The sequence below is a fragment of the Shewanella sp. A32 genome (genome assembly GCF_029167175.1).
Taxonomy (GTDB): domain Bacteria; phylum Pseudomonadota; class Gammaproteobacteria; order Enterobacterales; family Shewanellaceae; genus Shewanella; species Shewanella yunxiaonensis.
Genome location: NZ_JARFTS010000022.1, coordinates 48,716 through 63,498, shown reverse-complemented (window position 1 = coordinate 63,498; position 14,783 = coordinate 48,716). Strand labels below are relative to the sequence as shown.

Annotated in this window: 12 protein-coding genes; 9 read left to right on the top strand and 3 right to left on the bottom strand. The window is 47.7% G+C overall.

Annotated elements, in window-relative coordinates:
• Nucleotides 1-242: 242 nt before the first annotated feature.
• Nucleotides 243-3,032 (bottom strand): insulinase family protein, encoded by a 2,790-nt coding sequence (locus PY479_RS14255; protein ID WP_275484174.1) that lies wholly within the window; start codon nucleotides 3,030-3,032, stop codon nucleotides 243-245.
• 172 nt (nucleotides 3,033-3,204) lie between these two features.
• Between PY479_RS14255 and sixA the strand changes: the two genes are divergently transcribed.
• On the top strand, nucleotides 3,205-3,675 hold the full coding sequence (gene sixA, locus PY479_RS14250; protein ID WP_212596194.1) for a phosphohistidine phosphatase SixA: 471 nt from the start codon (nucleotides 3,205-3,207) through the stop codon (nucleotides 3,673-3,675).
• A 55-nt stretch (nucleotides 3,676-3,730) separates the two neighbouring features.
• Here sixA and smrB read toward each other — a convergent pair whose 3' ends face one another.
• Entirely contained in the window at nucleotides 3,731-4,261 is a 531-nt protein-coding gene (smrB, locus tag PY479_RS14245; protein ID WP_275484173.1) for an endonuclease SmrB, read from the bottom strand.
• Nucleotides 4,262-4,342: 81 nt separating this feature from the next.
• Between smrB and prmB the strand changes: the two genes are divergently transcribed.
• The 5 genes from prmB to PY479_RS14220 are packed head-to-tail and all read left to right on the top strand — an operon-like array spanning nucleotide 4,343 to nucleotide 9,035.
• Nucleotides 4,343-5,290, top strand: a complete 948-nt coding sequence (prmB, locus tag PY479_RS14240) for a 50S ribosomal protein L3 N(5)-glutamine methyltransferase (protein ID WP_212596196.1) — start codon at nucleotides 4,343-4,345, stop codon at nucleotides 5,288-5,290.
• Nucleotides 5,291-5,328: 38 nt separating this feature from the next.
• Complete coding sequence (aroC, locus tag PY479_RS14235) at nucleotides 5,329-6,423, top strand: chorismate synthase (RefSeq protein ID WP_275484172.1); 1,095 nt, start codon at nucleotides 5,329-5,331, stop codon at nucleotides 6,421-6,423.
• A 5-nt stretch (nucleotides 6,424-6,428) separates the two neighbouring features.
• Nucleotides 6,429-7,619: an MFS transporter gene (locus PY479_RS14230; protein ID WP_212596198.1), complete on the top strand. Its 1,191-nt coding sequence runs from the start codon at nucleotides 6,429-6,431 to the stop codon at nucleotides 7,617-7,619.
• Nucleotides 7,620-7,634: 15 nt separating this feature from the next.
• Nucleotides 7,635-8,762 (top strand): ATP-NAD kinase family protein, encoded by a 1,128-nt coding sequence (locus PY479_RS14225; RefSeq protein WP_212596199.1) that lies wholly within the window; start codon nucleotides 7,635-7,637, stop codon nucleotides 8,760-8,762.
• A gap of 3 nt (nucleotides 8,763-8,765) precedes the next feature.
• The gene (locus PY479_RS14220) at nucleotides 8,766-9,035 is read left to right on the top strand and encodes a YfcL family protein (RefSeq protein ID WP_212596200.1); all 270 of its coding nucleotides are present in this window, start codon (nucleotides 8,766-8,768) and stop codon (nucleotides 9,033-9,035) included.
• Nucleotides 9,036-9,078: 43 nt separating this feature from the next.
• On the opposite strand, the gene mnmC is transcribed toward PY479_RS14220, so the two are convergent.
• Nucleotides 9,079-10,998, bottom strand: coding sequence for an FAD-dependent 5-carboxymethylaminomethyl-2-thiouridine(34) oxidoreductase MnmC (gene mnmC, locus PY479_RS14215; RefSeq protein WP_275484171.1), 1,920 nt, complete (start codon nucleotides 10,996-10,998; stop codon nucleotides 9,079-9,081).
• Between the two features lie 134 nt (nucleotides 10,999-11,132).
• On the opposite strand from mnmC, the gene fabB reads away from it, so the two are divergent.
• The 3 genes from fabB (at nucleotide 11,133) to PY479_RS14200 (ending at nucleotide 14,633) form a co-directional block, all read left to right on the top strand.
• A complete protein-coding gene (fabB, locus tag PY479_RS14210; protein WP_212596202.1) occupies nucleotides 11,133-12,347 on the top strand; it encodes a beta-ketoacyl-ACP synthase I in 1,215 nt (404 codons plus the stop codon).
• A 138-nt stretch (nucleotides 12,348-12,485) separates the two neighbouring features.
• Complete coding sequence (gene pdxB, locus PY479_RS14205; RefSeq protein ID WP_212596203.1) at nucleotides 12,486-13,616, top strand: 4-phosphoerythronate dehydrogenase PdxB; 1,131 nt, start codon at nucleotides 12,486-12,488, stop codon at nucleotides 13,614-13,616.
• Nucleotides 13,617-14,633, top strand: a complete 1,017-nt coding sequence (locus PY479_RS14200; protein WP_212596204.1) for an aspartate-semialdehyde dehydrogenase — start codon at nucleotides 13,617-13,619, stop codon at nucleotides 14,631-14,633. It begins immediately after the preceding gene.
• The last annotated feature ends 150 nt before the right edge of the window (nucleotides 14,634-14,783 follow it).

The window sequence follows — 14,783 nt, the reverse complement described above, 5'->3', positions numbered from 1 at the left end:
GTGGCAGTTGCTACGTAGGGTGAGGCGATTTATGGAAACCGCTTCACCCTATCCGGGAAACCTACATGGATTGGCAGAGCTGTAGCAGAATTAGGATCAGTTATTTAGCATTAATCGCAATACCGCTGATACTAAGCACACTATTGTTGGATTAATTTTAGTCACATTGCTTCAATTGATGATCTTGTTCATCTAATCAATCACTTCCATTTCTCATTAACACGCACTAATTAACGTGGTTTTTAAGTGTTGAACTTATGGGCACCCAATTTGAATGATCTTAGATCTGTGATTATCTCTCCAGCCATCAACGGTTCATGTTGTTGATGTTGTTCCCCAGTGCTGAATAACACTAATCGGTCGCTGTGCTTAGTACGCATTTTCTTCATCATGAATTTGATTAAATCCGCCCGAGTTAGCCGTTGTAACTCTGCGACAACCTGTTCACGCTGGTCGAAGTGATAGTCCTTATTGCCAACACTCACCCAATAGCGCTGGCTGCGAGTCTTGAGATTTGCATCATGTTCCATGACTTGATTGATCAGACCCTCTTTGGTGGATTCCCACTGTTCATTGGTAATCTGCATCACGGCATAGTTGAAATCGGCAATGAACTGATCAATGGTTTCGAGTAGTTGTAAAGGTCCCGCAACCGGTGACTGAACGTAAAAAATCATGCCTGGATGCCTGTTTAATGGCAGATATCCGGTACCTACCATGTAACCTAATTGCTTTTGTGTCCGCAATTCATGGAAAAAGGGCGATGACATCGTGTGATTGAGCAAACTAAACAATGCCATTTGCGAAGGTTCAGCGGCTTCCGACTGGTAATACACAATGATTGCACTGTCGGGATGCGCAATATCAAGCTCCCGCAGCAGGGTTCCCGTGCCCTGTAAATTAATCAACTCACGCGCAGATTCCTGACTCGGCTTAGAGACCAACGATAAAATATGCTGCAGTCTTTTCGCTAATGCTCTGGCCTCATTTTCTAGCCAATCACCGTAAACCAACCCCTCAAGATAAATGCGCTGGTAAAAAGCGGTAATATGTTGATTAAGATCTTCTAGCGTACAGTCTTCAAGGGCTTCTGCCATTTTTAACGGCTCGTAACTGCGACGTTGCAAGGTAACGGTCAGACTGGTGAACAGCTGTGAGATGGGTTTCGCTCTGGCACTGTTGTACCAACTGCGCAGTACCTGTCGCTTTATATTGTGGAACTGTTGCTGAGTAAAATTGCTGTCCTTAGCTTTATCAATCAATAGACTTAGTAAGGTTTCCTGTTTACCGGTATAACCTGTCAGATGCAGTGTTATTCCACCTTGATGGGGATAGATGTTGTAGCTAAGTCCGGCCACTTCAGCTTGATAGGTATATTCAGTCAGATAATCCAGTAACATCTCGACATAAAGCCGTGTCAGCGCAGCATGTCTTACTGTCATGCTCGCTTGCTCTGAATCTAAAGAAAGGTATAAGTGTCCCTTAGGAACATTAAATTCATCATCCTTGCGATGCCAAATGCGATAGCCTGCACCTTCGGCAACAATGATGGGAACGTCTGCGGTGGATTTTTCAGCGCGCGCTAAACTGTCTGCAACGATAAAGGGGTTAGGAGCAGGTAAATGAATTCCCTCTAATTTGTTTACATCTCGCCAGTTAGCCAATCGAGACAGAGAAATAGCCGACATACTATAAGGCGTGAAGTACCAAGCCGCCTGCTTATTCGTATCCAAATCTGGCGCAACAAGTTGTATCCGCATGTTTTGAGGTGTCATCAATGCCAACAATTCATCCATCTGTTGCAGGTGGTTTCCGTCCATGCGGTAATCCCCAAAGATGATATCCTCGGCCGGATAGTGCTGCATATTAATGCTGAGATGACTCGCGAGATCTAGCGGCTTTATCTGTTCTTGGTAGCGGAAGGCCAGTTTTAATAAATTGGCACGTTCTTGGTAGCGCCAATTATCACGGCCCTCTTGATGGATCAATTTTAGATATGAAAAGCAGGCAGCGATGACATCGTCCAGCGCAATCAAGCCAGCATCGGTTAATTGGATGCTGATGTTATATTCTTTAAAGTTGTAGCCGTTAATGCCGCCCCCGGCAGAAAGATTGCTGGCTAGTCCTTTATCCTTAAGCCAGGCAAGCAGACTGCCCGCACCTTCATTGCCTAACAGGTGACTGATGTAGGTCAGGGGTTTACTACGATAATATTCTTCAATTGCCGGCAAGCTGAAACTGATAGTGACCCGCTTTTGTTCTTTCAATGGCAGAATTTGGATCTGGCTACTCAGCTGTTCATCATTAAAAAGCGGTGTATCTGGATAATCTTTTTGTAGTCGCTGATTGGCGATGTCACTGAAGTATTTATGTACATGAAACTCCAGTTCTTCAAGTGACAAGGGGGCTACCAGACATAACGTCATGAGATTGGCACTGTAGTGTGTCTGATAGAATGTCAACAATTCTTGCCGCAGAACTTCTTCATCACCCGCCAGCGTTTCAAGATTGCCCACGGAAAATTTGGCAAATGGATGAGCAGGATTAACGGTTTCTTTTAGGACTTGATAAATGCGTCTGATATCGTCTTTCTGTTTTAAGCGGAATTCAGATTCAATTGCGTGGCGTTCTCTATCAACTAACTCCTTATTAAATAAGGGAGCTATAAAAAACTGACTGAACCGATCTAATGATTCAGGGAATACTTGGGGCGGTACCGTGTAGAAAAAATTAGTCAGTTCAGTACCGGTCCAGGCATTGTTATTGCCACCGTTCTGGTTGATAAACGACAAAAAGCTTCCCGCATCTGGATACTTCTCTGTCCCCAGAAATAGCATATGCTCCAAAAAGTGCGCCATACCTGGACGGTTGACAGGATCGTCAAAGTGGCCCACATTGACCGCCATGGATGCAGCAGCCTGGGTGGCCAGAGGATCACTGACCAGAAGGACCCTGAGGCTGTTTGTCAGTTCCAGATATCGGTAATCCCGGTGATCGTTAAGGCTGACAGTGATGGATTGCATTGAGGTCAAGCGTAAGCTTCCTTGGAGGATGATTCATTATATATTGATGGCCATTAGCTTTTTTGGCAAATACCTGAAGTAGTTTTCGCATAAAGATTGCGGACATGCGGTTTTTCTGCCAACAGAGAACAGGCTACAATAGAGAAATAATCAGAATAATATCTTCTGTAGTGAGTGATGTATGCAGCTATATTTGATGCGCCATGGGGAAGCTGGCCATGAAGCAAGGTACGACAGGGAACGGTCATTAACAGAAACGGGTTTTCATCATACGGCTTTAATGAGCGAGTGGTTGAAGTCTTCCGGGGTTAAATTTCAGTTGGTGTTGGTCAGCCCTTATGTTCGCGCCCAACAAACCTGGCAGGAAGTTTCAAGCCATTTTCCGACACCGCGGAAGAGTAAAGTATTAGATGAACTGGTGCCAGCTGCCGACCCTGAGATGGCGGCGCGGCTGGTGCTGGCATATGCCGAGCAGTATCAGGCAGAAAACGTATTGGTGATCTCACATATGCCGTTGCTGGGTTATATGGTAAGTGAACTGGTTCCAGGTATTGAACCTCCACTGTTTGCGACATCCTCAGTCGCGATGGTTGATATTATCGGACACCATTCAGAACTGATGTGGCAGCAGACTGCACATAGCATCAGCTAACGTCAGAAATAGCTCTGTAGCGCCGAAAGGCGCTTTTTTATCACAAAATCAGCAGTTAACGTCGATGTGGTTGGTCACCAATATCAACTAATATCAATAACGCTGCATCTCCACCCCATTCGCGTGGCGCTTGGTGAAATGCTTTTACCTGCGGATGCTGTGCTAACCATAAGGGAACTTGTTGTTTTAGAATTCCCGTGCCATGTCCATGCATCACACTGCAACATAATTGACACTCCTGGACACAGGCTTGAATTAGCGCTGCGAGCTCCAATTTTGCTTCAGTTTGTCGGTAGCCATGTAAATCCAGCAATAATTCGGGAATGTAATCTCCCCGACGTAACCGCTTGAGTTCCATCGTATCAACATCTTCCCGACGCCAGCGCATAGGGCCGGTTATCGGCAGTAACGGCTGATATATATCGGAAAAATAGCTGTCGGCTTGGTTGTGAACTTCTTTTTCAATCAGCTGCTTACGACTTTTTACCGGCGGTTTAAAGTGGCACTTATCTTGAGAGAATGGGGTGATCCCCTCAACGAGCTGTTGAAATTCAGTCAGTCCATCTTTGTCATATTTAATGTTCATCAATGCATTTTATTCAATTCTGTTTTTTCTGAACAGAGTTCAGTTACAATGGGATAGTTTTGATTAAGCCGGAGTGCAATTTTGGATAAGATCTTTGTTGACGAAGCGGTTACAGAATTAAGAACCGTAGGCGACATGTTGCGCTGGGCCGTCAGCCGTTTCAACGATGCAGGTATCTATTACGGTCACGGTACCGATAATGCGTGGGATGAAGCAATTTCTCTAGTTTTTCATGCGTTACATCTGCCAGATGAGATTGGGCAGCAAGTTATTCATGCAAACCTTACCAGCAGTGAAAAGCACAAGATTGTCGAGCTGATCATTCGTCGCGTGCGTGAACGCTTACCTGTGCCATATCTGACTCATAGAGCAACATTTGCAGGATTGGATTTCTATGTGGATGAGCGCGTACTGGTACCGCGTTCGCCGATCGCGGAAATGATTGAAAATCGATTTAGTCCTTGGCTGTACAACAAGCCGGTAAATCGAGTGTTGGATTTGTGTACCGGTAGTGGATGTATTGCGGTAGCTTGTGCTTACGCGTTTGAAGATGCAGAAGTTGATGCGCTGGACATCAGTAGCGATGCTCTGGAAGTGGCACAAATCAATATTGAAACTTTAGGGGTCATGGATCGTGTGTATCCGATGCAGTCTGATTTATTCAGTTCCATTCCCGAAGGCCCTCAATACGATTTGATTGTGTCAAATCCACCTTATGTAGACGCGGTCGATTTGGCCAATATGCCGGAAGAATACCATCACGAGCCAAAGTTGGGCTTAGCTTCAGGCAATGATGGTCTGGATATCACTCGCCGCATTCTCGCCCAGGCGGCCGATTATATGACCGATACGGGTCTGCTGGTGATAGAAGTGGGTAATTCCATGGTGCATTTGGTTGAGCAATTCCCAGAAGTCCCGTTCACTTGGGTCAGTTTTGAGCGGGGTGGCGATGGTGTGTTTGTGCTCACCAAAGATCAGTTAATGGAATATCAAGATACGTTTTCTCCCTGGAGAGATAACGCTAAATAATTATTTGTAATTCAGCATATCAGGGGTAGAGCAGTTCGATGTCGGGAAACAGCATAGGTCAGAATTTTGTTGTCACTAGTTTTGGCGAGAGCCACGGTCCGGCACTGGGCTGTATCGTAGATGGTTGCCCGCCAGGGCTGGAATTAACGGAAGCCGATATGCAGCGCGATCTTGATCGCCGTCGCCCAGGCACTTCCCGTTACACTACGGCTCGGCGTGAGCCTGATGAAGTGAAAATTCTCTCGGGTGTATTTGAAGGTAAAACTACCGGGACTTCCATTGGCTTACTGATCCAGAATACTGATCAACGCAGTCAGGATTATTCCAACATCAAGGATCTATTCCGTCCCGGGCATGCTGACTACACCTATCAACAAAAATATGGTACTCGCGATTACCGCGGCGGCGGTCGTTCCTCTGCAAGAGAAACGGCAATGCGCGTTGCCGCGGGAGCCATCGCCAAAAAATACCTGTCGCAACATTTCGGGATTGAGATCCGCGGTTATCTATCCCAACTCGGTCCAGTCATTGCTGAGCAGGTGGATTGGGATGAGATTGAACGTAATGATTTCTTTTTCCCGGATGCCAGTAAAATCCCGGCACTTGATGAGTATATGCGTGAGCTGAAAAAATCAGGTGATTCTATTGGGGCTAAAGTGAGTGTGGTTGCCACCAATGTTCCTGTTGGTCTCGGAGAGCCTGTATTTGATCGTTTGGATGCCGACATTGCCCATGCATTAATGGGAATTAACGCCGTTAAGGGCGTTGAGATCGGTGATGGTTTCGCGGTGGTGACTCAGCATGGCTCAGAGCATAGAGATTTGATGTCGCCTGCTGGATTTGAATCCAATCACGCGGGCGGTGTGCTGGGCGGCATTTCTTCCGGGCAACCCATCGTGGCCCATATTGCCATGAAGCCCACATCCAGTATCAGTGTTCCAGGCAAGAGTATGACAGTACAGGGTGAAGAAGTAGAAATGGTGACTAAAGGCCGCCATGACCCCTGTGTCGGTATTCGAGCAGTGCCCATCGCAGAAGCGATGCTCGCAATTGTACTTATGGATCATCTGTTGCGTCACCGAGCACAGAATCTGGATGTTGTTAGTCCCACCCCTGTGTTGGGCATGCGATAAACACCATGATGAATTCTTTTCTCCCAGAGGGCCAACTGCGTTGGCTCTCGGGATGTTATTTTTTCTTTTTCGCCATTCTTGGCGCATTAATTCCATATTTAGGCCTGTTTCTGGAACATCGCGGTTTTAACGCCGCTGAGATCGGTTTCCTGATGGCGATATTTATGGGTACTCGTATTATTGCACCCAATATTTGGGCCATGGTTGCTGATCGCACCGGACGTCGTTCGGAGTTAGTTAAGCTTGGGAGCCTCACTGCGGCTGTAGGATATCTGAGCTTTTTCTATAACGGCGGTTTTATCTATCTGGCGCTTAGTCTGACGTTTTATACTTTTTTCTGGAATGCCATTCTGGCACAGATGGAAGTGATCACGCTTGAGACGCTTGGTGATAAATCCAATCGTTACGGTAGCATCCGCAGTTATGGTAGCGTCGGTTACATTATCTGGGTGATAGCGACCGGTGCCATTGTCAATTGGTTTGGACCCGAAGCGGTACTCTATGTCGGCTTGGTGTTGTTTGCCGGATTGTTTTTTTGCTCAATGCCGTTGACTGCAAGCGCCTCAACGGCGGTTAGAGATGACAAGAGCTCGCCGTTGAAATTAACCAAACCCATCATCTGGTTCCTGCTTTCGGCGATGCTATTGCAAGCCAGTGTCGGGCCTTTTTATGGCTTCTTTGTGTTGTATCTCAAACAGGTGGGATATTCCGAGGCGTTAGCCGGCATCTTTGTCGCGATGGGCGCCTTTGCCGAGATTTTTATGTTTGCCATAGCGCCCAAATTATTGGGTCGCTTTTCGGTTCGGACACTACTGATGACAGGAATGGCCGTTACGGCGATACGCTGGGTGCTGGTGGCTTTTCTTCCAGAAAAAATGCCGATTTTGGCACTTAGTCAGGTCATGCATGCTTTTACCTTTGGCTTGGTCCATGCGTCCTCTATTCAGTTTGTGCACCGCCATTTTGAGAAAGCGCATCGTAGTAAAGGGCAGGCGTTATACGCCAGCCTCAGCTTTGGTGTGGGTGGCGCATTAGGCAACTGGATCAGTGGTCATATCTGGGGCGACGGTAGCAGTGCTTGGATGGTTTGGATATTTGCCGCAATATGTGCGGTTGCTGCTATGTTAGTTGTGCTGGCGCTCCCCCCAGAAGATCAGAATTCTTCGGATAATCGTAAGCTCGCAGTTGCCGCCTAAGCAGGAGAATCATTGATGCAACCAACATTCCGCTTAGGACTGATTATTAATCCCCTTGCCGGGCTTGGCGGCAGTGTCGCGCTTAAAGGCAGTGATAATGTTGCTGAGGAAGCGTTGCGGCTTGGGGCAATCCCTAAAGCGACTGACAGGATGCGGCAGGCGCTAGACGTCATTATGCCTTATGCAGAAAAACTACAGATCATCACTGCCGCCGGCAGTATGGGACAGACATTAGTTGAGGAAATGGGTTTTCCTGTCAGCTGTTGTTACCAACCGGCTGAAAATACGACGGCTGAAGATACCTGTAAGGTGGCATCTATCATTCTTGCGCAAAAACCAGATTTGCTGTTATTTGCGGGGGGCGATGGCACTGCTCGGGATATCTTCCGCGTAGTTGACGATGGTTTTCCGGTACTCGGGGTTCCTGCGGGAGTGAAAATTCATTCCGGCGTCTATGGCATCACTCCACATGCGTCAGGCATGGTACTGAAAATGCTGTTAGATGGGCAGCTGGTGAGCCTGATGCAAGCCGATGTAATGGATATTGATGAAGTCGCGTTTCGAGCTGGAACCGTTCGCGCCAAACGCTATGGTGAAATGACTGTTCCTGCGGCACCCCGTTATATTCAGTCTGTGAAGATGGGCGGGCGTGAGGTTGATGAACTGGTGCTGGCTGACATTGCCGCTGAAGTCATCGAGCATATGGAAGATGAGCGTTACATCATGGGGTCTGGGTCGACCGTTGCAGCCATTATGGAAGAACTTGGATTAGATAATACATTGCTTGGTGTCGATCTTGTCCAAGATAGGCAGTTAATTGGCCGTGACCTCAATGCGTCAGAGCTATTGGCCGCGACTGATGGCTTTCCGGTTAAGCTGGTGATCACACTTATCGGTGGCCAGGGGCATATTCTCGGACGGGGTAACCAGCAATTATCTCCCGAACTTATCCGGCGAATTGGTAAAGACAATATCATTATTGTTGCCACCAAAACCAAGTTGAAAGCACTTGCAGGAAAACCGCTAATCGTGGATAGTGGCGACCCGGCACTGGATGCTGAACTCAGTGGCTATTTTCGAATCATTACCGGCTATCGTGATTATGTGATGTATCAGGTAGCTAACCCGGATCTTGCGGAGTAAAACATGCTGGAAAAATATGAACAGGCACTGGAACACTGGCTGGCGGACATTGTAGCCAACGGCGACGACGATGCGTTGTTTGCCAGCGGTTATTTGCAGGGGCATTTTGCTGTGGTATTGGCAGAACTGGAAGCTGAGTCAGAGCAGGGCACAGAGGCTTTGGCGATTAAAATGCAACACTGTTTAAAGCAAGCCGCAAAAGAGCTGGAAGATCCCGATTATCGGTTAGTCGAACATGCCTGGCTTGAGTTACAACGCCGCATTGATGATTAAAACAATAACCCCCGTATTACACGGGGGTTATTGTTTTAATACGTTATAATGTTTTTCCTTTCAATAACTTTCTCAGCCACATGCGATTAGCACTAAGGCGTTCAAGCTCCGATAATGATAATGGCAGAGGCTGATGAGTTAATTCTGCCGCCAGCATTTCTGCTGCTAAAGGCCCACTGCATAATCCTCGTGAACCGAGCGCTCCCAAAACATAGAGGCCGTTGTGTATCGGTGCTGCTGTTTCTCGCCAGAAGTTGATGTCATTGGCTTGTTTTATCGCTAAAGACTGAATTAACTTAACGTCCGGCACGACGCTTGCCATCGGCAGGTGGTCACGAGTCACCATGCGCACGCCTACGCGTGCTTGGCTTCCAACATTGATGCCGAAAGGCCATTCAGCATCTGCATAACTCTGCTGAATTTTCTCGAGATTCTCCTGCTGCTCGATTTCACTATAAGCCAGCGTTTGCGGATCCTTGATATAACTGGCGCCCAAACAATGGGTGTTTTGCCAAGCGGGCGTCAGGTAGCCTTTGGCACACAGTACCGTCTTGATTTTAGCCAGTCCGGCTTGAGTCGGCACCTCGCTGACTTGTCCGCGAAATGGCGTGGCTTGTAGCTCGGCGGTTTGGGAAAATTGCGCCATATTACTCCCGCTGGCGACCACCACAGCGGTAAATGGCCCGTAGCAGATATCATGCTTATCGGTGAGCATCCATTGACCGGCGTTATTCGGCATAAGCTTACAGATCTCACTATCAAATGTGAGGTTGGCAAATCCAAGTTCCTGAGCCTGTTGCAGGCTTGCCTGTGTCAGCTTTTTCGGATTGACCCAACCGCCAAGCGGATAATAGATCCCTGCTTCATTAACATCGACGCCCGCTTGTGCATTGGCTGCCTCAGTGGATAACCACTGCAACAATTGTGTCGGCCAAGGCTGGCCTTCTGCTATTTTGCGAAGTCTCGCGCGACTACGCGCATCAAAACCGGTAACCAGCACACCGCAAAAATCGTGTGGCACATCCATCCCCATCTGTGCCAGTTGGATAATTCGTTGGCGGCTGAACAAAAAGCCTTTTTGGAAAAAGGTGTTTAATGGATCTGCTTCTGGTGTCAGTAGCGGGTAGAGTGCGCCCTGTCGGTTGCCACTGGCACTATCTCCCGCCTCTTGGTCACTACAGAAAACGTGAGTTCGCATACCTTTTTCCGCTAAAGACAAAGCTAACGACGCGCCAGCAATGCCGGCCCCAATAATTGCTACCTGCTGATCACGTGCGAGGGGTTGCCGGCAATAGCGGGGAAAGGGTAAAAGTTGCGCCAAAGCTTGGTGTCGAAGCGCTTGTCGTTCCGAGATTGCGATATCATCTGCAGCGAGCTTTGTGGTGACTTCCTTATCACCGTGGAAATATTGAAATCCGGCGGTAACAAAATGTTGTTTCAATGTGGTATCGGGTTCCGATAGCCGAATCACACAATGATCTTGGCTTAATCGTGCCAGCTGCCATACCAGTGCCATCTGCGGCAAAAATGAGGTATGCCAGAACCATTGTGAGATCCACGTAGCTGGTAGAACGATATCTTTTAGGGTGTGAGTGTTGCAGCTTAGATAAAGGTCGATAGTTATACGACCACGTTCCAGTGCTAATCTTTGACAACCAGAAATGGGAAGTATCGTCAGCTGCAATAATTCAGCAATAAGTGTAGCTGGCTGCATGTTTTGTAGCAGCGTTTGCAGTGTTTGCCAATGTTGTGCTGGCGCATCCGCGTTATCATCTGCCGCAAATACCAGCAGATGAAACTTTTGTGTCGGATGGTGCTGCATTTCTTTGCCACAATATTGCAGTAGCGCAGGTAATGCCTTGCTACCACAGCCGCCGAGATAGCTTATGGAGTGAGTTATAATTGTTTGTAACGATAGATTTGCAGCAGGCAAGGGCAGATAAATCTCCTGTAACAACCACAAGGATGTTACATAGGTTCTGAAATTGGCATTATTTTATCTATATTTATGGAAAGCTGACCACTTAAGCGTGTTAAAACAGCTAACATTGCGTCAGCAAATCGAAAGTACTTACAGTACGGAATGGATAGTAAAACATGAAAAGAGTTGTGATCACCGGTATCGGCATTGTTTCCAGCATCGGCAATAACAAGCAGGAAGTTACCGATTCCCTGCGTGCCGGTCGCAGTGGGATTACCCACTCTGCACAGTTTGAAGAAATGCAGCTGCGCAGTCAGGTATGGGGCAATGTCAAACTTGATCCAAGTGAATTGATCGATCGTAAAGCATTGCGTTTTATGGGGGATGCCGCCGCATATGCTTATCTGGCGATGAAAGAAGCCATTGAGGACGCTAATCTCACCGAAGAGCAATATTCAAATCCTCGTGTAGGTTTGATTGCCGGAACCGGTGGTGCTTCATCTGCGAATCAGGTACAGGCTGCTGATACTTTGCGTACCAAAGGTGTCAAGCGTGTCGGGCCCTATATTGTCCCGCGGATTATGTCCAGCACAGCCAGTGCGTGTCTGGCAACCCCATTCAAAATTAAAGGCATGAACTATTCTATTAGCTCAGCCTGTGCGACCAGCGCGCATTGTATTGGCCATGCCGTGGAACTGATCCAGATGGGCAAACAGGACATGGTATTTGCCGGTGGTGCCGAAGAGATTGACTGGACGCTGACCATGGGCTTTGATGCGATGGGCGCGTTGTCTACTAAATACAATGATACGCCAGAAAAAGCCTCTCGTACCTATGATGCGGATCGCGATGGTTTTGTGATCTCCGGTGGTGGCGGCATTGTGGTGGTTGAAGAGCTGGAACATGCGCTGGCGCGTGGTGCCAAGATTTATGCGGAAGTTATCGGCTACGGTGCATCATCAGATGGTTATGACATGGTGGCTCCAAGTGGTGAAGGTGCGGTTCGGTGTATGAAAATGGCGCTGGAAACTGTTGATACGCCTATTGATTACCTCAACACCCATGGTACTTCTACCCCGGTTGGCGATGTGCGCGAGTTGGAAGCCATTCGTGAAGTGTTTACTGATCACGTACCACCTATTGCTTCAACTAAATCATTGACAGGTCACGCCTTGGGCGCGGCTGGTGTGCATGAAGCGATTTACAGTTTGTTGATGTTGCAGAATGGTTTTATTGCCCCTTCTATCAACATCGAAACGTTGGATGAGAAAGCTGAAGGCTTGCCAATTGTGCGTGAATATCGCGATGCTGATCTGAAAACTGTAATGAGCAACAGTTTCGGTTTCGGTGGCACCAACGCTACGCTGGTGATGCGTAAATATCAGGGATAATTCCCGTTTAATGAATAATCAAAAAGGAGGCTGCGGCTTCCTTTTTTGTTTTTGAGTCTTGGGATGACAACGGACGCTATCCCGGATTTAAGGTAAACTAATCCTTCCCCAGGATCCTGTACTGGAAAGAACGAGATAATGAAACTGGTCGTAGATGAGAATATGCCCTACGTGCAGCAATTATTTGCACCTATGGGCGACATCGTTGCTGTCAACGGTCGGAAGCTTGATGCCGCGACAGTTGCCGATGCTGATGTACTGTTAGTTCGCTCCGTTACCCGTGTAAACGAAGCCCTGCTGCGCGATAACCACCAACTCCAATTTGTCGGTAGTGCAACGATAGGCACCGATCACATCGATATGGCTTATCTGGCTTCCAGGAATATCCCCTTCACTAATGCGCCTGGCTGTAATGCCACTTCTGTAGGGGAATATGTGTTTATTGCACTGTTGGAACTGGCGGCTAAATTTGGCACATCACTGAAACAGCGTAAGGTTGGCATTGTTGGCGCAGGTAATACCGGTAGCGCTGTTGCCAAATGCCTTAAGGCCTACGGCGTTTCGACTGTATTGTGTGACCCACCTAAAGCACGAAATGGCGACTCTCGCGAGTTTGCTTCACTGGAAACGTTATTGGCTGATTGTGATGTCATTACGCTGCATGTGCCGCTGACGGTTGATGGCCAAGACGCCACGTTTCATCTTCTGGATGAAACACGTTTGCGCAGTTTAAGGCCCGACACGTGGCTCATAAACGCGTGTCGCGGTGAGGTGATTGATAATCACGCCCTTATCAGCGTAAAAAGCGAGCGCTCCGATTTGGCATTGGTCATGGATGTTTGGGAAGGGGAACCAAATCCTATCAAAGCGCTGGTTGATATGGCCGATATCGCGACACCGCATATCGCCGGCTACAGTTTGGAAGGCCGTGCTAGGGGCACATTGATGCTGTATCAGCAATTGCAGCAAATGATGGGCATGCCAGCCAGCAAATCACTTGATGATCTGTTACCAAAGCGTTGGAATCCTCGGTTGCTGATGAATGCTGCGCCCACCGAAAAAGAGTTGCTATCGCTTTGCCGCTTCATTTATGACCTGCGCGATGATGATCGGCAATTCAGGAAAATTCATCAAATTCCTGGGGAATTTGACAATATGAGAAAAAATCACCGTCATCGGCGGGAATTCAGCGCTTTGGCTCTGGAAAACCTGAGTGGTTATGGGGTAGATTGGTTGTCCGAATTAGGTTTTTCTGGAGTCCATCGGTAAATGTCGCAAAAATATAATGTCGTTGTGTTAGGTGCATCGGGTGCTGTGGGTCAAACCATGATTGAGATCCTCGAAGAGCGTAACTTCCCGGTCGCTAACCTGTATCCACTCGCCAGCAGCCGCAGTGCCGGCAAAACCGTTACGTTTCACGGTAAAAATCTGGACATTCTTGATGTGGAAACCTTCGACTGGAGTAAGGCCCAGATTGGTTTCTTCTCTGCTGGTGGCGATGTTTCTGCTAAGTGGGCACCAATTGCCGCTGACGCTGGTTGTGTGGTGATCGATAACACCTCACATTTCCGTTACGAAGCGGATATTCCATTGGTCGTGCCGGAAGTGAACCCTCAGGCAATTGCGGATTTTCGTAACCGTAATATTATCGCCAATCCTAACTGTTCCACCATTCAGATGCTGGTTGCCCTGAAACCGATTTATGATAACTTCGGGATCTCTCGCATTAACGTAGCGACCTATCAGTCTGTTTCTGGTACCGGTAAAAAAGCCATTGAAGAATTGGCGCAGCAGAGCGCTAAGCTATTGTCTGGCACCCCATCTGAGCCAAAAGTTTACCCTAAGCAGATTGCGTTTAACGTGCTACCGCATATCGATAAGTTTATGGATAACGGTTACACCAAAGAAGAGATGAAAATGGTCTGGGAAACCCGCAAAATTTTGGGTGATGACAGCATTTTGGTCAATCCGACTGCGGTGCGTGTGCCAGTGTTTTATAGCCATTCTGAAGCCGTTCACATTGAGACTGTACAGCCCACTGATGCCGCATCTGTGAAAGCGGTATTGCGTGATGCCCCGGGGATTGTGTTGTTTGAAGATGACGATGATTACCCAACTGCGGTGACAGAAGGTGCCGGGACTGATCCGGTTTATGTCGGACGAGTGCGCAAGGACATTTCCCATGAACAGGGTATCAATTTATGGGTGGTATCGGACAATATCCGTAAAGGTGCGGCATTAAACAGTGTGCAAATCGGTGAATTATTGATTCGCGATTATCTGTAACGGCTTAGTTACCGTTCGGTTTATGTTAAAAAGCCTGCGCTGCCGCAGGCTTTTTTTGTTTTGCAAATGTGAACAGTAGCAGCTACTACATTTCTAGTTTATAGTAATCCCAATAAATACAAATGCCTAAAGCCAGTCATTTACAGGCGA

Bases quoted from the DNA above. Each gene is read 5' to 3' on its own strand.
- sixA (WP_212596194.1), top strand. From the start codon at position 3,205: ATGCAGCTATATTTGATGCGCCATGGGGAAGCTGGCCATGAAGCAAGG.
- smrB (WP_275484173.1), bottom strand. From the start codon at position 4,261: ATGAACATTAAATATGACAAAGATGGACTGACTGAATTTCAACAGCTC.
- aroC (WP_275484172.1), top strand. From the start codon at position 5,329: ATGTCGGGAAACAGCATAGGTCAGAATTTTGTTGTCACTAGTTTTGGC.
- PY479_RS14230 (WP_212596198.1), top strand. From the start codon at position 6,429: ATGATGAATTCTTTTCTCCCAGAGGGCCAACTGCGTTGGCTCTCGGGA.
- PY479_RS14225 (WP_212596199.1), top strand. From the start codon at position 7,635: ATGCAACCAACATTCCGCTTAGGACTGATTATTAATCCCCTTGCCGGG.
- PY479_RS14220 (WP_212596200.1), top strand. From the start codon at position 8,766: ATGCTGGAAAAATATGAACAGGCACTGGAACACTGGCTGGCGGACATT.
- fabB (WP_212596202.1), top strand. From the start codon at position 11,133: ATGAAAAGAGTTGTGATCACCGGTATCGGCATTGTTTCCAGCATCGGC.
- pdxB (WP_212596203.1), top strand. From the start codon at position 12,486: ATGAAACTGGTCGTAGATGAGAATATGCCCTACGTGCAGCAATTATTT.
- PY479_RS14200 (WP_212596204.1), top strand. From the start codon at position 13,617: ATGTCGCAAAAATATAATGTCGTTGTGTTAGGTGCATCGGGTGCTGTG.